The sequence below is a fragment of the Flavobacterium sp. RSSB_23 genome (assembly GCF_051547145.1).
GTDB lineage: Bacteria > Bacteroidota > Bacteroidia > Flavobacteriales > Flavobacteriaceae > Flavobacterium.
Genome location: NZ_JBPTTO010000001.1, coordinates 1 through 20,244, shown reverse-complemented (window position 1 = coordinate 20,244; position 20,244 = coordinate 1). Strand labels below are relative to the sequence as shown.

Below are 20,244 nucleotides of genomic sequence, written 5' to 3'. Positions count from 1 at the left end.
TATCATTAATAAAAAACAAAGATAGTGGCTTTAGAAAAAATAAGCGGTTGAAAATTTTATTTTATATAAAAAAAAGCTGTCTCCAAAGAAACAGCTTTTTAGCTTACTTTTCTATATCGAATTATTGACCATTTTTGGCATCTTGAATCATTTTGGCATTAGCAGTAATCGCGAATTCAACTCTACGATTTTTGGCCATACCTTCTGGCGTATCATTTGGAGCAATTGGGTCAGCAATTCCAAAACCTGAGGTTTTAAATCGGCTGGCGTCCAATCCTTTTCCAATCAAATAGGTTTTTACGGATTCGGCTCTTTTTTCAGAAAGGGTCAAATTGTATTCTGGTTTTCCTGAACTATCAGTGTACCCAAAAATTTCAATGTTGGTATCGCCGTATTCTTTAAATACTGGAATCAGTTTGTCTAGATTGGCTTGTGCTTGAGGAGTCAAACTCGATTTGTTCAAATCAAAACGCACGGCATTTTCATTCAATGTCAAATGGATTCCTTCACCCACGCGTTGCACATCTGCTCCTGGCAAAGCTTGACTGATTTCGCGAGCTTGCTTGTCCATTTTGTTTCCAATCAGGGCTCCTGCTCCTCCACCAATAGCAGCTCCAATAGCCGCTCCTAATGCAGCATTTCCTCCTTTACCTAAATTATTCCCAAGGATTCCTCCAATCAAAGCACCAGCAGCTACACCGATTCCCGCTCCTTTTTGCGTGTTATTGGCATTTTTTACTGAGTTACAAGCTGTGAAAAAACTGCTAAACAGAAATAAAGCAGTTAGACTTAGTATGGTGATTTTTTTCATAAGTTATAAATTAATTAGTTTTTTTAAAATGATAAACAATATCTTTCTGTTGTCCCGCAACATCTATTTTATCGATAAGTTCAAAGCTAGTCTCGGTTTGATTAGCAACTTTCAATAAAAATCCGGATTGTACGGTTTTGGATTTTACACCTGCTTCAACAATCTTAAGGACAAACATTCCATCTTTGTTAATGCTCCAAACAATAGGCGAAGAAAACGAGGCACATCCAGCTCCAGCCAATGCCATACTACCTTTATTGTTGTTGGAAATAAAATTCCAAGTACTACCAATAAAGCATTTAGAATCGGCAATGTTGAATGAATTTACTTTAAAATACTCAGAACCTGGATACGTGACATCTGCAATTTGCCAATTTCCTTTAATGGCAACTTGTGATTTTTTATCCAATTTGGTTGCTGCAACGGGAGCGGTGGGGGCAACTGCTGGGGCACTTGATTTACAAGCGAAAAGCAAAAAAACAAAGGTGCCCAATAGAATAAATTTCCTCATAACTATAACTAGTTTAAAATTAATAGATTAACAAAGATACAACTCAAAAAATTGCTTTAACACGAATTCAACTGTTTTTTTTTAAAAAATCAGCTGTTGCGACATTTTGTCATTTTCATAGCAAATGGTATTCTATTTGAAGCAAGGTTTGCATCTAATTCAACTTAAAATAGTATTATAATTATGACAACAGGTAAAATTAATGTTTCAGTAGAAAACATCTTTCCTCTAATCAAAAAGTTTTTATACAGTGATCACGAAATTTTCTTGCGTGAATTGATTTCAAATGGAACCGATGCTACTCTAAAATTAAAGCACCTAACGAGTATAGGAGAAGCTAAAGTAGAGTATGGCAATCCAATCATTGAAGTTAAAATTGACAAAGAGGGAAAAAAAATTCACATCATTGACCAAGGTCTTGGAATGACTGCTGATGAAGTAGAAAAATACATCAATCAGGTGGCTTTTTCTGGTGCTGAAGAGTTTTTGGACAAATACAAAGATTCTGCTAAAGACTCAGGTATTATCGGTCATTTTGGTTTAGGATTCTACTCTGCCTTTATGGTGGCTGAAAAAGTAGAAATCTTCACCAAATCCTACAAAGACGAACCAGCCGCTCACTGGACTTGTGACGGTAGCCCAGAATTTTCACTAGAACCTTGTGACAAAACCGACCGCGGTACTGAAATCGTGTTGCACGTTGCAGAAGATTCTTTAGAGTTTTTGGAAGAAAGCAAAATCAGAGAGTTGTTGAACAAATACAACAAGTTCATGCCGATTCCAATTAAATTTGGAACTAAAACTGAAACGCTTCCTAAACCTGAAGATGCTCCAGAAGATTATACTGCAGAAACTATTGAAGTTGACAACATCATCAACAACCCAAATCCAGCTTGGACCAAACAACCTGTGGATTTAAAAGATGAAGATTACAAAAACTTCTATCGCGAATTGTATCCAATGCAATTTGAAGAGCCGTTGTTTCACATTCACTTAAATGTTGATTATCCTTTCAACTTAACGGGTATTTTGTACTTCCCAAAATTAGGAGCTGATTTACAAATCCAAAGAGATAAAATTCAATTGTTCCAAAACCAAGTTTACGTGACCGATAACGTAGAAGGTATTGTTCCTGAATTCTTGATGATGCTTCGCGGAGTAGTTGATTCACCAGACATTCCGTTGAACGTTTCTCGTTCTGGATTACAAGCTGATGGTGCTGTGAAGAAAATTTCAAACTACATTACTCGTAAAGTTGCGGATAAGTTGAAATCTTTGTTCAACGAAAACAGAGCTGATTTTGAAGCCAAATGGAACGATATCAAAATTGTATTGGAATACGGAATGCTTTCTGAAGACAAGTTCTATGAAAAAGCAGGCGCCTTCGTATTGTATCCAACGGTAGATGATAAATATTTCACGCTTGACGAATTGAAAGAAGCCATCAAAGAAAACCAAACGGATAAAGATGGCAAATTGGTAGTATTGTATGCTGGAAACAAAGAAGCACAACACTCTTATATCGAAATTGCTAAAGACAAAGGGTATCAAGTATTGTTGCTAGATTCTCCAATCATTCCTCACTTGATTCAAAAATTAGAATCAGACAATAGCGGACTAACTTTTGTTCGTGTTGACTCTGACCACATTGATAATTTAATCAAAAAAGAAGAAACTGCGATTTCTAAATTATCTACAGAAGAACAAGAAAGTTTGAAAACGGTAGTGGAAACTATCGTTCCAAAACAAACATACACCGTTCAATTAGAAGCTTTGGATAGCAGTGCAGCGCCATTCATCATCACGCAACCAGAATTCATGCGTCGTATGAAGGAAATGAGTCAAACCGGTGGCGGTGGAATGTTCGGAATGGGTAATTTCCCAGAAATGTACAACTTAGTAGTGAACACCAATTCTGATTTGGCTACTAGCATTTTGAACAACGAAGACAAAACCGTTCAAGAAAACTTGGTAAAACAAGCTTTAGATTTGGCGAAACTATCTCAAAACTTATTGAAAGGAGAAGCTTTGACTGCCTTTGTAAAAAGAAGTTTTGAAATGATTAAATAAAATTTTCAAACCTAATGAAGAACCTGCAAATGAAGATTTGCAGGTTTTTTTTTGCTTTCTACTGAGAAAAAATAGAACTTTTACAACTGTTTAAGCGAATCATAAAATTTTGTGTATTTTTATTGAGAAATTCCAAAGGTATTCCATTATGTACAAACAAACAGTCAACGATTATTTCCTTCCCTCTTTTTTAAAATCAGCTCCCATAAAAATTGCATTAGTCGCTTTTATTTATAATGCCCTAGCCTTTATTAGCTATCAAATTACGGTTACTCCAGATAACATCGCTCCAATTTACACCGCAGCTGGATTTGCATTAGCCTCGGTTTTAATTATGGGGAGAAAAACGTTAATCGGCATTTGGATTGGCTCAGTGGTCGCTAATCTGTTTTCTTTTTGGGATACTAGTCAAATGCTTGAATTACCCTTAATTTCAACCATTTTGTCGGCAGTTTTAGTGGCTTCTGGTGTTACTTTGGGTGCAGCTTTAGGAGCCTATTTCATTAATCTTCTAAACAAAGGGACTTATCCTTTAAAGACAGGATGGGGAGTTATTATATTTTTGGCAATTAGTGTGTTTTATTCCGCTATCTGTTCTTTACTTGGAGTAAGCGTCATATCTCTTTTTGGATTAAATGCTCCCAATCATTTTATTTTTAACTGGACTACGTGGTGGCAAGGCGACTTTATTGGAACGATAATACTTACTCCATTTTTGACTTCCTGGCTTTACCGTTATCATATCAAAATTATTGCTACCTCGTTATTAGAGGCTTTAGCTTTAGGATTGCTTACTATTTTCATCTGTGTTTTGGTTGCCTTCGACCATGCAGACGACCAATACCTTTTAATCATCGTTTTACTTTGGGCTACATTCCGTTTCAGAATTCGAGGTGTTTCTATTATTGCGGCTTTGTTTGCACTATTGTCAACGATTTACGGAAGTTTAGGCTATGGTTCATTTGCCATGACAACGCCAGAAGCTTCATTGACCTATATTAATTCCTTTTTCGGGTTAAGTACCATAATCGCTTTGATAATGGCTGGTTTCTACTCTGATTATTTGCATAAAAAACTAGACAAAGTAAAAGCGTAAAAAAAGAAACCACTTACTTAAACAGCTGTTAATTATTTTCTGAGATTTATTATGGCTATGTCATTGCTTTTACTATTTTTGAAGCAACCAAACCTTAAACTTATCCGTATGAAAAATGCAAAAAAAATTCTTCTATTAGTAATTGCAGCCGCTTTTTCTGTTACTTCTTGTACCAAAGATGAAATCGTAAACGCTACAGACACTAATACTGTAGTTGCTTCTGCCACTATTGATGCTATCAACGAACTGGATTTTAAAACTGGAACGCAAGTTACCTTCGAAAATTCTTTATCGAAATCAACCAATAAATCTACTGTCAATTCTTTAGTAGGAGCTTGTGCTACTATCACCGTAGACAACTTAACGCCTAATGTTTTTCCAAAAGTGATAACAATAGACTTTGGAACGGGTTGTACTACTAACAACATCACTCGAAAAGGAAAATTGAAAGTTACTTTGTCTGGTTTAGTAAGCACTCCAAAAGCTACTATGAAAATAGAACGCGAAAACTATTATGTAAACGGATTAAAAGTAGAAGGAACAATTGTATATGTTAATGAAACTGTAACTCCTAATGTCCCTCAATGGAGCAGAACCATTACCAATGGAAAACTTACCAATTTAGAAGGAATGGTGTTCTTGAATGCTGGAACGCATACCATCAAACAAACAGAAGGCGGAGGTACTCCATTAGTCCTTTCGGACAACACTTACGAAATGACACAAGGAAATCATACCGTAAGCAAAGAAAACGGACCAAGTTTAACTTTAACTGTAGCTGAATCTTTGATAAAAAAATACGATTGTAATTATGTTTCAAAAGGAAAACTAACCGTAAAAGGCACCTTACTGAACGGTACAATTGATTACGGAAATGGAGATTGTGACAATAAATTCACTTATACCCATGAAAATGGTATGGTTTTTAACTTAACCATGTAATTCAAAATCTTCGTTTAAAAAAAATCTTCGTTTCAGTAATTGAAACGAAGATTTTTTTTTGAATTCAAGTCAAAGTTGTCCGACCTTTGTAAAAAAAAAGATGACACTACAAATAGAAACCCCAGCACTACTATTCTCTGCAACTTCCTTGATTTTATTGGCATATACCAATCGCTTTTTAACTTTAGCCACGATTATACGTGGGTTAAAAAAAGCCTACAAAGAGAAAGAGAACAGTATGATTTTGTTAGAAATCAAAAATCTAAATTTGCGGTTAACACTAATTCGGTACATGCAAATGGCAGGCGTAATGAGTTTGTTTTTATCTGTTTTCGCCATGTTATTGCTATATCTCAACCAACAAATTGCTGGGATTTACTTATTTGGTTTTAGTTTATTGGCTTTATTACTTTCCTTGGGATTATCGTTTTGGGAAATCAATATTTCTGTCGGTGCTTTGCGATTGCATCTTAGTGATTTGACTCAAAAAGAAAAAACAAAAGACTATCCCGCTAGTACAATCGACAAATAAATTGGCATTCCGAAAGTAATATTGAAAGGAAAAGTAACTGCTAAAGCCATTGGTAAGAAAATCCCCGGATTCGCTTTTGGAACTGCAATTTTCATTGCCGCAGGTACAGCAATATAAGAAGCACTCGAAGCTAAAACGGCAAAAATAAAGCGATTACCAATATCTGTAGTAACATATTGACTCAGGTAAGCAACAATACAACCATTAATCAACGGAATAATGATTGCAAAGAAAAAGCTGAACCAACCACTTTTAAAGAAGTCACCTAGTTTTCTACCACTTACAATTCCCATATCAAGTAAGAATATTGCCAAAAACCCTTTAAAAATATCGGTTGTAAAAGGTTTGATTCCTAAAGCTGCTTTATCACTAGCCAGCAAACCAATTATTAAACTACCTATAATTAACAATACACTTCCATTCGTAAATGAATGTTTAATAACCTCAGATAATTTAGATGGCTGTTCAGTAGCGCTTTTTTTACTATACATTCTGATTAAGATTACACCCACAATAATTGCTGGAGCTTCCATAAGCGCCATAACCGCGACCATATGTCCACTAAAACTATGACCTTGCATCTCTAAAAAAGAAATCGCCGTCACAAAAGTAACCGCACTAACAGAGCCATAGGCCGCAGCAATAGCGCCTGAATTGTCTATGCTAAATTTTTTCTTTAGGATGAAAAAAGTGTATAAGGGTATCAAAACAGAAACTGCCATTCCAAATATAATGGACCAAAATATATCAATATTGATTTCGCTATGCGCCAACTCCTGCCCTCCTTTAAACCCAATAGAAAACAAAAGGTAAAGAGAAATAAACTTGGAGGTATTGTTTGGAATTTCTAAATCACTTTTTAAGTATACGGCTATGATTCCGAGTAGAAAGAAAAGCAATGCAGGATTAGTAACGTTTTCAATTAATAAGTCTAAATTCATAGGTTTTGTTTTTTTAAAATTTATATTGCTGAGGCTCTTAACAACTTGTCGTTGATGGCTACCCCAATACCTTCGTTAGGAACTTGTTCAACTATAATTACATCAATAGGTTGCGCATCCATTTCGTGAAGTGTGGCATACAATCTACTGGCTGCCTCTTCTAAACTACCATTGCTTGACAAGACTATTTGATAATGAATTGCAGGATGGCTATATTTCTTGCAGAAAGACACCACGCCTACCCTTCTTTCTGTGAGGGTTGCAAGTGATTTTTCAACATCTTCTGAGAAAATTGTACTAGTAGAAGGCGCATAATGCTTGGATAACATTCCAGGAGCTATAGGAGCTGCATCATCTTTTGTGAAAATTTTTAAAGGTCCAACTAATGCTTCAATAGCCGCTATGGATGTGGCACCTGCACGGTACAAAACAGCTTGGTCTTCTTCAAATCCAACAATTGTAGACTCGATGCCTTGCGAACAAGCTCCCCCATCTAAAACATGTACTAAATTAGAATCAAAATAATTGGCAACATGCACTGCTGTAGTAGGACTGATTGAGCCAAATGGATTCGCACTTGGAGCAGCTAGAGGAAAATCCAACTGATTCAAAAGTGCCAGCGCAACAGGATGGTTGGGCACTCGAACCGCAACTGTATCTTTTCCTGCAGTTATCAAGTCGGAAATATTATCTTGCTTTTTAAGAACCAATGTCAATGGTCCAGGCCAAAAAGTTTCTGCTAACAATTTCGCTTTGTCTGGTATATTCGCAGCAACTTTTTCTAATTCGGTATAGGATTTTAAATGCACAATCAAAGGGTTGTACATTGGGCGATTCTTTAACTCAAAAATACTTCGGATGGCTTTTTCACTATATATGTTTCCAGCCAAGCCGTAAACAGTCTCAGTAGGCATAGCAACTACTGATTCCTTTTGTAGCAATTGTATTGCTTTTGTTAAATCTTTAGTATCACTCATTTTTTAAGGATTACAATAATTACAAAAACCGGGGTCTTCTGTTTTTTTATGATTAGGATACAGCTGTTCTTTGGCAAAGCCGCATTTTTTACAACTATAGATATGACTCAATACAGAGGAAGTAGCACTCCCACACCACGAACAAGGTAAACCTGTTTTTACATCTGTAATAGTAAATCCAGGAGTTTGACATTCTGGACACAAGGACTGAACGTTTTGAACCAATTGCTTTGTAGCCATACTAATGATTTCCATTCGGGTAGGATTGTACAAAGCTCTCATATCGGTCTCTACGAATACTGTTGAGTACTTCGTTTTTAGGTAATGAAACTCTTCTAACAAGACGTCTGGAGAAACAATTCCTTTGACCATATCTTCGGTACTATACTGACTCGGTCTAAGAATAAGTCCGTGACTTGGAAATTTCGCCTGAGCAGCAAAATCCAAAAGTTCTTGCTCAGTGGTAATAGATGAACCTGAAAAATTGGTTTTAAAACTTACTGAACGACCGATAATCTCCAGTTGGTTTTCTCGATCTAGCAGCACCACTAGCTCATCATCTGCTGTTGCAAAATAAGCGGAAGGATGCGGACCAAAAGAACCTTCAGAAGCTACCGCCAAATCACAATCTGTGGCAACAATTGCTGCTAAACATTTCTGACGCGCCACAGTCAACGCATCCGAAACTCTAGCCGTTTCACCAGAAAAAGTACCAAAACTATCGGTATCTAAATCTTTTGGAGTAGTGCAAATAACACCTAAACCTTTTTCTAAAATAGGAGCCATCACTTGCTCTTTATGATGCATAGTGGCTATCACAAGCTGACGCCCTTTGAAACTATTTAGCGTTGTCCAACTCAATTTTAATTTGGCTAGTGATTTTTAACTTAAAACCGTTTTCTTCTGCATTCTCTAATAATTCTTGAATTTGCAACTGTACTTCTTGCAACTCTGAAATTCTCTTCTTAGAGTTGGTAGCATCTTTCTCAAACCGAATTTCATTACTAAAACTCTCCAAAGAATGATAATTAATCTTATTGTTAATCAAAGGGAATAGCACTTTGGCTGCTCCTGCTGGAGTAAATTCTCCATCGATTAATTGAAATTGGAAGTCATTTTCCATAAAAAAGTGGCTATTTAAATTAAAGTTTATATTTTAAATCTTTCAAAATCTGAGTACCACAAAGAATTCCAATTACCAACAGTACACTAAAAAAGGAATTCTCAGGTTCTAAAAAAGCAAAAACAAGCAAAACAACTAATACAATAAGTACTGCCGTCAGTTTCACTTTTTGAAATAATGTCAATTCTTGATGGCTCATAATTTTATTTTATCTGTGGCAAAATTCAATAATTCAAGTCATTAATTTTTATTTATATTTGTAATAAATATCATTAAATATTTTTATGAATTACACACTCCATCAATTGCAAGTATTTCTAAAAGTAGCGCAATGCCAAAGCATTACAAAAGCAGCTGAAGAACTGCATTTGACACAACCCGCTGTTTCTATTCAACTCAAAAATTTCCAAGATCAATTTGAAATTCCGCTGACAGAAATAATTGGTAGAAAATTGTATGTAACTGATTTCGGGAAAGAAATTGTACTAGCCGCCGAAAAAATCATCAATGAAGTACACGCCATCAATTATAAAATGCAGGCCTATCAAGGAAAATTGAGCGGAAGGCTTAAGATTTCTATCGTCTCCACTGGAAAATACATCATGCCTTATTTTCTTGCCGATTTCTTAAAACTGCATCCTGATGTAGAATTAATTTTGGATGTAACCAATAAATCAAAAGTTATTAAAAGTTTAGAAAGAAATGAAGTCGATTTTTCTTTAGTTTCTATTTTACCTGAAACCTTAACAGTTAATCGCATTGAATTAATGCCCAACCGCCTGTTTCTAGTTTCGAACTCAGCTACCGAGTTTCCAGAAAAAATATACGATAAAAACATTTTAGAAAACATTCCAATTATTCTGAGAGAAATGGGATCTGGTACCCGACAAAGTATGGAGCAATTCATGCTTTTGAATAATTTGAACGTCAAGAAAAAACTTGAACTAACGAGTAATGAAGCCGTAAAACAAGCCGTAATTGCAGGATTAGGATGTTCGATTATGCCCATCATTGGAATAAAAAATGAAATCACTACTGGTAATCTTCAAATCATTCCTGTGCGCGGCTTACCGATTCAATCCACTTGGAATTTAATTTGGCACAAAAACAAAAACTTCTCTCCAATAGCCAAGGCCTATCTTGCGTTTTTGGAAGAATACAAACAAGACATCATCAAAAGTAAATTTGATTGGGCCAATTCCATTTAAAGGTTAATTAAACTATTAGCAACTCCTTGAGTCTTATCCTGAAATAGCTTGGAATATGAAAAAAGAGTTTCTATGGTCTCAACGATTAGGTTTTAGCAATCAACAAGCCTTTGCAATTCAAAAATTAGGGATGGAACGTTTTCTTCAACAATCGTTTCAAGCACCTTATAATACCAGCAAACCTGAGTTACTTTCTGACAGTCCAAAGTCATTAGAGGATCTCAAAAAAATCAGACAAACCAGAAAAGAAGATCCAGAAGTTGGTAAAGAATTGCTAAAAAAGGAAATTCAAACCTCTAATGAATTAAAAGCTTGGTGGATTGATGAAATGAAAACAACCGAGTTTCCGTTGAGAGAAAAGATGACACTTTTTTGGGAGAATCATTTTGTTACAGCTTATCAAAAAGTCAAAGTCAATTATTGGATTTTCCAAAAGAACCAACTCCTTAGAGAAAATGCTTTTGGCAATTTTAAAACATTGACCAAAAAAGTAATGCAAACCAACGCAATGGTACGCTACCTCGATAATGTTGATAATAAAAAAGGGAAATTGAACGAAAACCTGAGCAGAGAACTCCTAGAACTTTTCACTCTAGGCATAGGCAACTACTCTGAAACCGACATAAAAAATGGAGCCAAAGGATTGGCAGGATTAGGAATTGGAGAAACCACAGCGATGTATCGCCGATTTTTAGAAGACAATGAACCCATTGAATACCTTGGTAAAAAAGGAATTTTAAAACTGGATGAAATGGTCGACGCTATTTTTGATCACCCAAAAATCCCCTATTTGCTCACACAAAAAATGCTAAAATGGTTCCTTTATGACGAACCAAAACAAGAATTAGTGACCTATTATGGTGACTACTTCAGAAAAGTCAATTTTGAAATCAAACCATTGTTAGTCAAAATATTTTTGGAAGAATATGCTAAAAACGATACTGGAGGTTCGAAAATTAAAAATCCATTAGAATACATTCTATTACTTACTAGCGAATTAAAAACTCAAAGACCAGAATCTACCACTATTGCTTTTTTCTTAAAACAACAAGGAATGGATTTATTCAATCCTCCTAATGTAAAAGGATGGGATGGCGGAAAAAGTTGGCTTACCTCACAAATTTACTTACAGCGAAACAATGTTGCCGACTTGCTTTGCAGCGGAAAAAGCATTCCAAGACCTAAACTAGAAAAAGAAAACACTGTGAATAAAAAACAGGCATTTTCTATCAGTTTAGATTGGAATACCAAAGGAACAAACAAAGAAATCATAAAAGAACTAACGGACCGATTACTTTTTTCTACAGATACCTCTTTACAGCAAGACCTTGAAAAAATACTAAAGTATGATTTTGACCCCCAATCGCTTGGAGCCAATAATGCTGTTTTACGGCTTTTTAATGCCATTATAAAATCACCTGAATTTCAACTTATTTAATCCCAAGTTATGAACAGAAGAAATTTTTTAGCCCTAACAGGAACTTTTACTGGAGGAACATTGATTCTACCTCAGTTTCTTCACGCCTTTGGCGCACAACAACAACTTGTTACGGGAAATGAATGCGTGATTTTTATTCAGTTGAATGGAGGAAACGACGGACTCAATACTTACATTCCTTATCAAGACGAGTTGTACTACCATCATCGTCCATCAATTGGAATCGCGAAACATAATGTTATTGCTGGAAATAACGGAATGGGTTTCCATCCTGCGCTAAAGGATTTTGCTAGGATACAACAAAATGGTGATTTAGCAATCATCCAAAATGTGGGATATGCGAATCCTGTCCGATCTCATTTTAGAAGTCAAGAAATTTGGCAAACTGCTCCTACTAATCAAGAATACCTTAGTCAAGGTTGGCTTGGACGCTACTTAGATTTACAATGCAATGACCACCAACCCACAGCAGGAATCAACATCGATACCATTGATACATTAGCATTAAAAGGCGAAGAACCCAACAGTATTACAGTAAAAGACCCCAATCGGTTCAACAGCCGTAACGCTGCAGAAACCAAAGATCAATTATCTAACAACCCACAATTGGATTTTGTTAGAAAAATTGCCAATTCTGTTTCAGAAGGCGCCGATGCCATTCAAGATGCTCTCAAAAAAAGTACAGCTTCTGAAGTTAGTTATCCAAAAACTAGCTTAGCCAAAAATTTAGAATGGATTGCCAAATTGATAAAAGGAAATTTGAATTCAAAAGTCTACTATACCTCACTTGGAGGATTTGATACGCACGACAATCAATTGGCCATTCATCAAAATAAATTAAGCGAACTCAATGATGCCATTTTTAGTTGTTATAGTGATTTGAAAAAAGCACAAGTATTACAAAACACAACTATTGTGGTCTTTTCTGAATTTGGTCGCCGAGTAAAAGACAACGGAAAAGGAACCGATCACGGAACAGCAGCACCACTTTTTGTCATTGGTGGCAACACAAAAGGCAACGTTATTGGAAAAAATCCAAACTTGACAGATTTAGACGAAGGCGATTTAAAATACCAAATCGATTTTAGAAGTGTGTATTCCTCTCTTTTACAACAGAAATTGGCCTTTGACCCAACGAAAATCGGCATAAAAAATAGTCCCCTTCAAGGTTTATTCTAAACCAGTTGACCATTTGAGAATCGTTTCAAAAGAAATGCCGTATCTTTGCCCGCTTTTTAAAAATTAAAAAATGACAAAGAATCAAGTATTGAAAGGAGTTTTTCTGGTAGGATTAGGCGCAACGAGTTATGGAATGTTGGCTACTTTTGTAAAAATGGCCTATGATGAAGGCTATTCAACTCCAGAAGTAACGACTGCTCAATTCGTACTTGGTATTCTTGGTATGCTATTGATTAATTTATTTCAAAAAAACAAAAAAGGAAATACGGTTGTAAAAGCAACTTCTAAAAACATTTTCAAACTCATCGCCGCTGGGACTTCATTGGGAATGACGAGTGTTTTCTATTATTTAGCTGTAAAATACATTCCAGTTTCTATTGCTATTGTACTGTTGATGCAAACCGTTTGGATGGGGGTAGTCGTAGAAATGGCCATCGACAAAAAATTACCAGCACTCAAGAAAATAATTGCTGTAATCATTGTCTTAATAGGAACGTTTTTGGCTACCAACGTAATGGCTACAACGGCTTCTTTGGATTGGAGAGGAATTGTCTTAGGTTTACTTGCCGCTGCATCTTTTACCGCTACTATGTTTACTGCAAATCATATTGCTAATCACATTTCATCTGCTCAACGAAGTTTATATATGCTGCTTGGCGGTGCCATCATCGTGTTTGGTTTTGCACTAGTTACCCAAGTAGGTCCTTTTCAAATGGGAATTTTTATGAAATGGGGAATTGTTTTGGCTCTCTTTGGAACGATTATTCCTCCTTTGTTGATGAATGCAGGTTTTCCTCTTACTGGAATTGGACTTGGCAGTATAGTTTCTGCCCTTGAATTACCCGTTTCTGTAACAATGGCTTATATTCTTTTGAATGAAAAAGTAAACATCCTACAATGGTTGGGAATTGTTTTAATCATCGTTGCTATCATAATAATGAATACCAATTCTTCAAAAAAGTAATCAAAGCCAAAATATTTTTCAATAACACCATCAAACTGTTAATTTTTTTATAAATTCGTAACAAACAACTTGTTATGAATTCACCTTGGCATTTGTATGTAATGGCTTTTCTCTATATAATTGCTGGAATCAATCATTTTAGAGTTCCTCGTTTATATCAAAAAATCATACCTACCTATTTTCCTAATCCCTCTTTACTAAACATTTTAAGCGGGGCAATAGAAATTGTTTTAGGAATTTCATTATTGTTTCCCGCCACTACACAATATGCAGCTTGGGGAATTATCCTGCTGCTAATTGCTATTTTTCCAACACATATTTTTATGTTAACCAATCCAAAAGCAAGTATGGGACTTCCCAAATGGTTGCTATACCTGCGTTTACCCTTACAATTCCTACTGATGTATTGGGCTTACACTTATACCTTATAAACTTTTAAGAATTCACAACAAACTAGTAACCATATAAAAACTAAATACTTATGAAAAAACTATTTGCAGAATTTTTTGGAACATTTTGGCTTGTTTTTGGAGGATGTGGTAGCGCTTTATTCGCTGCGGGCATACCTAATTTAGGAATTGGCTTTGCTGGAGTTGCTCTAGCTTTTGGATTAACAGTACTGACAATGGCTTATGCTGTTGGACACATTTCTGGTGGGCATTTTAATCCCGCCGTTTCTTTTGGATTATGGGCTGGCGGACGATTTTCAGCCAAAGATTTAGTTCCATACATCATCGCACAATGTGTTGGCGCATTAGCAGCTGCAGGAACATTGTACACTATTGCTTCTGGAAAAGTAGGCTTCGTGATTGACAATACCAAAGCTGGAGCTTTCGCATCTAACGGTTTTGGAGCTTTCTCACCTGATGGTTATTCTATGCAAGCTGCATTTATAGCAGAGTTTGTTTTAACCTTGTTCTTTCTACTGGTTATACTTGGCGCTACCGATAAATTTGCAAATGGAAAATTTGCTGGGGTTGCCATTGGTTTAGCACTGACTCTAATTCATTTAATCAGTATTCCAATTACCAATACTTCTGTAAACCCTGCTCGTTCATTGTCACAAGCTATTTTTGTGGGAGGAGAACCTTTAGGGCAAGTATGGCTGTTTTGGGTTGCGCCTATATTAGGGGCTGTAGTAGCTGGTTTTATTTATAAAAATTTATTACAAGACAACTCAGAAGCATAAAAAATAATCTTTTATCAAAAAGAGAAAAAGGACAAAATTCATGTTCTTTTTCTCTTTATTTTTACCAAATGAAATCCCTCTTTGACTCTGACCCTATTGTTTTTGATGTCCCAGATGCGTCCATTATTTATTACCCTAATTTCTTCTCAACTGAAGAAGCAACCATCCTTTTTGATACTTTACAAAAGGAAATTCCTTGGCAACAAGACGACATCAAAGTCTACGGAAAAGTATATCCACAACCGCGATTAACAGCGCTTTTTGGTAACGAAGGAAAATCCTATTCGTACTCCAATATTACTATGCATCCTCATAAATGGTCACCACTGCTAATGAGCATTAAAGAAAAAGTAGAAAAAGCAACTGAGGCAATATATTCTACAGTATTACTTAATTATTATCGGGACGGCAAAGACAGTAACGGATGGCATGCCGACAATGAAAAAGAATTAGGAACCAATCCCATCATAGCCTCATTGAGCTTTGGAGCAGAAAGAATGTTTCAACTCAAACACAATGCTATTCCAAATCAAAAAATAAATATACCTTTAGCACACGGCAGTCTTTTAGTAATGAAAGGGACTACCCAGCACTTTTGGAAACATCAAATTCCGAAAACAACAAAACCAATTGGCCCTAGAATTAACCTAACTTTCAGAATTATTACATAAAACCAAAAAACTTAACCAAATTGATTATGAATGAAATTGTCTCTTATTTTACCACTATTCCTTCTTCGCATAGAAGCCTAATTTTAGTTGTAGGAATTACGATTTTCTGGATTATCGAAAATGCATTTCCATTGTTCCGTTTTGATTATAAAAAATGGCAACATGCCGGAATTAATATTTTTTTTACATTAACGACCATTGTCATTAATTTTTGTTTAGCCTATCTTTTATTAAAAACAGCCGATTGGACTGTTGAAAATAATTTTGGAATACTTCAAGTGCTTCCTGAAATGCCACTATGGTTGTACGCTATTATTGGATTATTGCTATTGGATTTAATTGGAGCGTATTTAGTTCATTATATCGAGCATCGAACAAAAGTTTTGTGGCGTTTTCATCTTATCCATCATACAGACACTTGGATAGATACTACAACGGCCAATAGGCATCACCCAGGTGAAAGTGTCATTCGATTTGCATTTACACTATTGGGAGTTTTTATCGTTGGAAGCCCAATGTGGATGGTCTTCTTATACCAAACATTATCGGTTGTGGCGACTCAATTTAACCATGCGAATATAGCCTTGCCAAAAAAGTTAGATGTTTTTTTAAGCTATTTCATTGTTTCACCGGACATGCATAAAATTCACCATCATTACAAACTCCCATATACAGATAGTAATTATGGTAATATTTTTTCTGTTTGGGACCGTCTGTTTGGAACCTTTAAATCCATGCCAAGAGAAGAAATAATATACGGTATTGATACCCATCAAGACCCAAAAGAACACAATGAGTTAAAAAACTTATTAAATATTCCTTTTCAAAAACACAGGTCTCCTGAAATAGAATAAGAAGCAAAAAAAAATGGCATTTTAATTAAAGTAATTATTATTTTTATTAATATTGATATATCGTTAGATACCTATTTTATTAATCATTAACACCAATTTTGAATTAATTTTCATGTGATGAAAAAGAGTAACCGCAAAGAATTGAACTGGGAACAAACAGAAAAGCTTGTTACGTTGGCCTTAGAAGAAAGAAATCCCTTCGAGATAATTAAAAAAGAATTCGGACTTTCTGAAAAAGAAGTATTAGAATTTATGAAAAAGAAGATGCCTGCCGAAAAATATGAAATGTGGAAGAAGAAAGCAATTGCAAGTAAACCTAAACCTAAACCATTAAAAATAGACGATTTTGATGAAGATTTAGATGGCAAATATTACATTAAAAATAAATTAGACTAACACTGATAAACTCCTACTCTTATGTAGGAGTTTTTTTTTGAAAAAAGAAAAAACAATTTGGCTTACTAATTATGTAACAATTACTCAAACTAATCGACCTATGTAAAACTTAAACAAAAAACATGAAAAAAATAATAGTGTCCTTAGCACTAGCATCTGTGCTGCTAAGTTGTAAATCAACCGTTGCTACTTCAAATAAAAAAGAAGAGGTAAAGGTAACCATAGACCTTATTGATGTAAAAGACGATAAAGTACAAGTAACCATCTTGGCACCAAAAATCAACTCAGACCAAATAACCTATAGTATTCCAAAAATCATCCCAGGAACCTACTCTAATGACAATTACGGCAGATACATCGACGATTTAAAAGCATTCGATAATAAAGGTACACTATTAGAAGTAAAAAAAACGGACGAAAATACGTGGACCATTCCAGCTGCAAAAAAATTATACAAAATCACTTACTTAGTCAATGACACTTTTGATTCTGAAAAAGGTGCTGGCTTTGGTCAAGAAGACATTTTTTCTCCTGCAGGAACAAACATTGAGGTAGGAACCAATTTTATGGTTAACATGCACGGTTTTGTTGGCTACTTTCAAGACAAAAAAGAAATTCCATACAGAGTTAATATTACACACCCTGAAACACTTTGGGGAGCTACATCCATGATTGATTTAGATTCAAAAAACAACTCGGACGAATTTGTGGTTTCAAGATATGGAGAGTTAGTTGAAAACCCAGTAATGTATGCAAAACCAGACTATACTACTTTTACGGTTGATGGAATGGACATTACAATTGCCGTTTTTTCTCCAGGAAAAAAAGTAACTGCTGAGAACATTACTCCAGAAATGAAGAAAATGATGATTGCTCAAAAAACATTTCTGGGTAAAATCAATGCAAATAAAAAATACACTGTGCTATTGTATTTATCAAGCATGAAACCAAATGATGCGAAAGGTTTTGGAGCTCTAGAACATCCAACTTCAACTACAGTTGTAATGCCAGAAACAATTCCATTGAACATGCTTCAAGAACAAATGAAAGATGTTGTGTCGCACGAATTCTTCCATATTGTTACGCCACTAACCATACATTCAAAAGAAATTCAATATTTTGATTATAACACGCCAAAAATGTCAGAGCACCTTTGGATGTACGAAGGGGTAACTGAGTATTTTGCTAATCTATTCCAAATCAATCAAGGTCTGATTACAGAAGAAGCTTTCTATGATAGAATTGCTGACAAAATCGAGCAAGCCAAAAGAATGAATGACACTATGCCTTTCACTACAATGAGCGCAAATGTACTTCAAGAACCATACAAAGCACAATACCTTAATGTATATCAGAAAGGAGCTTTAATTGGAATGTGCATTGATATTATTATTCGTGAAAAATCAGAAGGAAAAAGAGGAATCCTTGATTTAATGCACAAACTATCAAATGAATATGGTGTAACAAAAGCTTTTGATGACAAAGAATTATTTGATAAAATTGTATCATTAACATATCCAGAAGTGGGTGACTTCCTTAAGACTTATGTTTCTGGAGCAACACCAATTCCTTATGACTTATTTCTAAACAAAGTAGGCGTATCAAAATCGACCGTTAAAGTGCCAGGAGGAATATTTTTGAAAGGTCAAAGACCATATATTACAATTAATCCACAAACTAATGAAATTGTAATACTTCCAAACATCGAACTAAATGAATTTTTTAAAACATTATCATTAAAAGGTGGTGACATTATAGTTGCCATCAATGGTAAAAACTTTAATAAAGAAAATATATTTGAATTGATAACGACTAGTCAAGAATGGAAAGAAAACGATGCTATCGCATTAAAAATAAAAAGAAATGGTAAAGAAGAAACGATAAATGGAAAAGTAGCTTTGCCTTACGAAGAAAAAGAAACTTTTAGCGCAAAAGATACTTCGAAAAACACTTTAAAAGAAGCTTGGTTAAAAGGCTAATTCCATTTAACAGAAACAAATCCCAATTTAGAAATAGATTGGGATTTTTTTTATTTTACTACTAATGATAGTGTCACAATTCAACATTTTTCTTTATTTTGCGCCAAATTAAAAATGAAAATGAAAAAAACTGTACTAGCTCTAGTAGCACTATCAACAATATTGGCTTGTTCTGAAAAAGAATCCAAAAACAACCTACATTTAACTGGAAATGTGTCAGGGTTAAAAAAAGGAACCTTATACATACAACGATTAAAAGACACCTCACTTGTAACTATAGACTCCATAAAAATTGAAGGGGATTCAAAATTTGAAACAAATATCGCAATAGAGTCTCCAGAGATGTTTTACTTATCATTAAACAGAGGTGTTTCTAATTCATTAGACAACAATTTGCTGTTTTTTGCTGAACCTGGCGAAATGAACATTGAGACAAACTTAGATCAGTTCTCCTATGGTGCAAAAGTTACAGGCTCAGTAAACCACGATTTATACGTAGAATTTGAGAAAATAAACAATAAATTCAAAGAAGAAAATCTTACATTAATTGAACAAAAATTTAAAGCTATCAAGTTCAATAATTTAAAAAAACTTGATAGTATAAAGACTAAAGAAGAATCTAATATCAAAAGAAAATACTTGTACGCTACAAATTTTGCAGTGAACCACAAAGATCACGAAGTAGCACCATATATTGCCCTTTCAGAAATATATGATATCAACATACGCTTTTTAGATACCATTCAAAAATCCATGACACCAAAAGTGGCACAATCACTTTATGGTAAAAAATTGACAAAATTCGTGAACGAGATAAAAAAACAGGAATAAAAAATATTCATCAGATAAAAAGGCTGTCTATAATATATAGACAGCCTTTTTTTGTTACAACAAAATCAAAGTAAGCTAAAATAAGATGAAAATGATTAGTTAAAGACAGTCAAAAACAATAAGGAGATACTATATTTATAGCAGACATACTACTTTTAAAGTCGCAAGACATAGAAAAATAGAAAACATAGGAAAGACTAAATAATAATTAAAATCATTACTTATGAAAAAAAGCATCCTATCAGGCTTGAATAGATAAAAAAATCTTGTAAAAACAAAAGAAACCTAGTCTCTAACAAAATAAAACTAAATAAAAATACCTACTCCTTTAGAATCAATAAGACTTATAACCATTAGCAACTGATAAATATAGAGCCCCAAAAAATTGAACATAGAAAAGTCAACACAAACAATCAATGTAATAGTACAATTGTCTAAAAGTAAATTACTAAAGAATCGCCTAATCGTTAACACTCATGTAAACCAGTATTAATTAATAGCAATTACTAATAACATTTACTAACAGCTACTG

General features: G+C 34.7%; 22 protein-coding genes. 15 read left to right on the top strand and 7 right to left on the bottom strand.

Annotation, left to right across the window (positions count from 1 at the left end):
* Window positions 1-121: 121 nt before the first annotated feature.
* Both ACSVH9_RS00110 and ACSVH9_RS00105 read right to left on the bottom strand, forming a co-directional pair.
* Window positions 122-811 carry an OmpA family protein gene (locus ACSVH9_RS00110; RefSeq protein ID WP_315145774.1) on the bottom strand — a complete coding sequence of 230 codons (690 nt, stop codon included), beginning with the start codon at window positions 809-811 and terminating at the stop codon, window positions 122-124.
* 10 nt (window positions 812-821) lie between these two features.
* Entirely contained in the window at window positions 822-1,322 is a 501-nt protein-coding gene (locus ACSVH9_RS00105) for a hypothetical protein (RefSeq protein WP_438061946.1), read from the bottom strand.
* A 183-nt stretch (window positions 1,323-1,505) separates the two neighbouring features.
* Here ACSVH9_RS00105 and htpG point away from each other — a divergent pair, with 183 nt between their 5' ends.
* The 4 genes from htpG to ACSVH9_RS00085 all read left to right on the top strand — a co-directional run bounded on the left by htpG (window position 1,506) and on the right by ACSVH9_RS00085 (window position 5,962).
* Entirely contained in the window at window positions 1,506-3,392 is a 1,887-nt protein-coding gene (gene htpG / locus ACSVH9_RS00100) for a molecular chaperone HtpG (protein ID WP_438061945.1), read from the top strand.
* A gap of 148 nt (window positions 3,393-3,540) precedes the next feature.
* Window positions 3,541-4,488: an MASE1 domain-containing protein gene (locus tag ACSVH9_RS00095; protein ID WP_438061944.1), complete on the top strand. Its 948-nt coding sequence runs from the start codon at window positions 3,541-3,543 to the stop codon at window positions 4,486-4,488.
* A 108-nt stretch (window positions 4,489-4,596) separates the two neighbouring features.
* Window positions 4,597-5,430 carry a hypothetical protein gene (locus ACSVH9_RS00090; protein WP_438061943.1) on the top strand — a complete coding sequence of 278 codons (834 nt, stop codon included), beginning with the start codon at window positions 4,597-4,599 and terminating at the stop codon, window positions 5,428-5,430.
* Between the two features lie 100 nt (window positions 5,431-5,530).
* Complete coding sequence (locus ACSVH9_RS00085; protein ID WP_438061942.1) at window positions 5,531-5,962, top strand: DUF2721 domain-containing protein; 432 nt, start codon at window positions 5,531-5,533, stop codon at window positions 5,960-5,962.
* On the opposite strand, the gene ACSVH9_RS00080 is transcribed toward ACSVH9_RS00085, so the two are convergent.
* Genes ACSVH9_RS00080 through ACSVH9_RS00060 form a run of 5 tightly spaced genes read right to left on the bottom strand, consistent with a single transcriptional unit; the run spans window position 5,935 to window position 9,202 of the window.
* Entirely contained in the window at window positions 5,935-6,903 is a 969-nt protein-coding gene (locus tag ACSVH9_RS00080; RefSeq protein WP_342693519.1) for a sodium-dependent bicarbonate transport family permease, read from the bottom strand. The genes ACSVH9_RS00085 and ACSVH9_RS00080 overlap by 28 nt on opposite strands.
* 20 nt (window positions 6,904-6,923) lie before the next feature.
* Window positions 6,924-7,880, bottom strand: coding sequence for an L-threonylcarbamoyladenylate synthase (locus tag ACSVH9_RS00075; RefSeq protein WP_438061941.1), 957 nt, complete (start codon window positions 7,878-7,880; stop codon window positions 6,924-6,926).
* Between the two features lie 3 nt (window positions 7,881-7,883).
* On the bottom strand, window positions 7,884-8,741 hold the full coding sequence (locus ACSVH9_RS00070) for a DUF6671 family protein (RefSeq protein ID WP_438061940.1): 858 nt from the start codon (window positions 8,739-8,741) through the stop codon (window positions 7,884-7,886).
* Window positions 8,719-9,003, bottom strand: a complete 285-nt coding sequence (locus ACSVH9_RS00065; RefSeq protein WP_438061939.1) for a hypothetical protein — start codon at window positions 9,001-9,003, stop codon at window positions 8,719-8,721. The genes ACSVH9_RS00070 and ACSVH9_RS00065 overlap by 23 nt, the downstream gene beginning before the upstream one ends.
* Window positions 9,004-9,022: 19 nt before the next feature.
* Window positions 9,023-9,202, bottom strand: a complete 180-nt coding sequence (locus ACSVH9_RS00060; protein ID WP_315144636.1) for a hypothetical protein — start codon at window positions 9,200-9,202, stop codon at window positions 9,023-9,025.
* An 85-nt stretch (window positions 9,203-9,287) separates the two neighbouring features.
* Here ACSVH9_RS00060 and ACSVH9_RS00055 point away from each other — a divergent pair, with 85 nt between their 5' ends.
* From ACSVH9_RS00055 to ACSVH9_RS00005, 11 genes are all read left to right on the top strand, one after another.
* On the top strand, window positions 9,288-10,211 hold the full coding sequence (locus ACSVH9_RS00055; protein WP_438061938.1) for a LysR family transcriptional regulator: 924 nt from the start codon (window positions 9,288-9,290) through the stop codon (window positions 10,209-10,211).
* A 55-nt stretch (window positions 10,212-10,266) separates the two neighbouring features.
* The gene (locus ACSVH9_RS00050; RefSeq protein ID WP_438061937.1) at window positions 10,267-11,649 is read left to right on the top strand and encodes a DUF1800 domain-containing protein; all 1,383 of its coding nucleotides are present in this window, start codon (window positions 10,267-10,269) and stop codon (window positions 11,647-11,649) included.
* A 9-nt stretch (window positions 11,650-11,658) separates the two neighbouring features.
* Entirely contained in the window at window positions 11,659-12,828 is a 1,170-nt protein-coding gene (locus ACSVH9_RS00045) for a DUF1501 domain-containing protein (protein WP_438061936.1), read from the top strand.
* A gap of 70 nt (window positions 12,829-12,898) precedes the next feature.
* A complete protein-coding gene (locus tag ACSVH9_RS00040; protein ID WP_438061935.1) occupies window positions 12,899-13,792 on the top strand; it encodes an EamA family transporter in 894 nt (297 codons plus the stop codon).
* A 74-nt stretch (window positions 13,793-13,866) separates the two neighbouring features.
* A complete protein-coding gene (locus ACSVH9_RS00035) occupies window positions 13,867-14,223 on the top strand; it encodes a DoxX family protein (RefSeq protein ID WP_438061934.1) in 357 nt (118 codons plus the stop codon).
* A gap of 50 nt (window positions 14,224-14,273) precedes the next feature.
* Complete coding sequence (aqpZ, locus tag ACSVH9_RS00030; protein WP_438061933.1) at window positions 14,274-14,981, top strand: aquaporin Z; 708 nt, start codon at window positions 14,274-14,276, stop codon at window positions 14,979-14,981.
* Between the two features lie 68 nt (window positions 14,982-15,049).
* On the top strand, window positions 15,050-15,652 hold the full coding sequence (locus tag ACSVH9_RS00025; protein WP_438061932.1) for an alpha-ketoglutarate-dependent dioxygenase AlkB family protein: 603 nt from the start codon (window positions 15,050-15,052) through the stop codon (window positions 15,650-15,652).
* 26 nt (window positions 15,653-15,678) lie between these two features.
* A complete protein-coding gene (locus ACSVH9_RS00020; RefSeq protein WP_438061931.1) occupies window positions 15,679-16,506 on the top strand; it encodes a sterol desaturase family protein in 828 nt (275 codons plus the stop codon).
* 117 nt (window positions 16,507-16,623) lie between these two features.
* Entirely contained in the window at window positions 16,624-16,902 is a 279-nt protein-coding gene (locus ACSVH9_RS00015; protein WP_159686937.1) for a DUF2805 domain-containing protein, read from the top strand.
* A 122-nt stretch (window positions 16,903-17,024) separates the two neighbouring features.
* Complete coding sequence (locus ACSVH9_RS00010; RefSeq protein WP_438061930.1) at window positions 17,025-18,881, top strand: peptidase M61; 1,857 nt, start codon at window positions 17,025-17,027, stop codon at window positions 18,879-18,881.
* A 120-nt stretch (window positions 18,882-19,001) separates the two neighbouring features.
* Window positions 19,002-19,712, top strand: coding sequence for a DUF4369 domain-containing protein (locus ACSVH9_RS00005; RefSeq protein ID WP_438061929.1), 711 nt, complete (start codon window positions 19,002-19,004; stop codon window positions 19,710-19,712).
* Window positions 19,713-20,244: the final 532 nt, after the last annotated feature.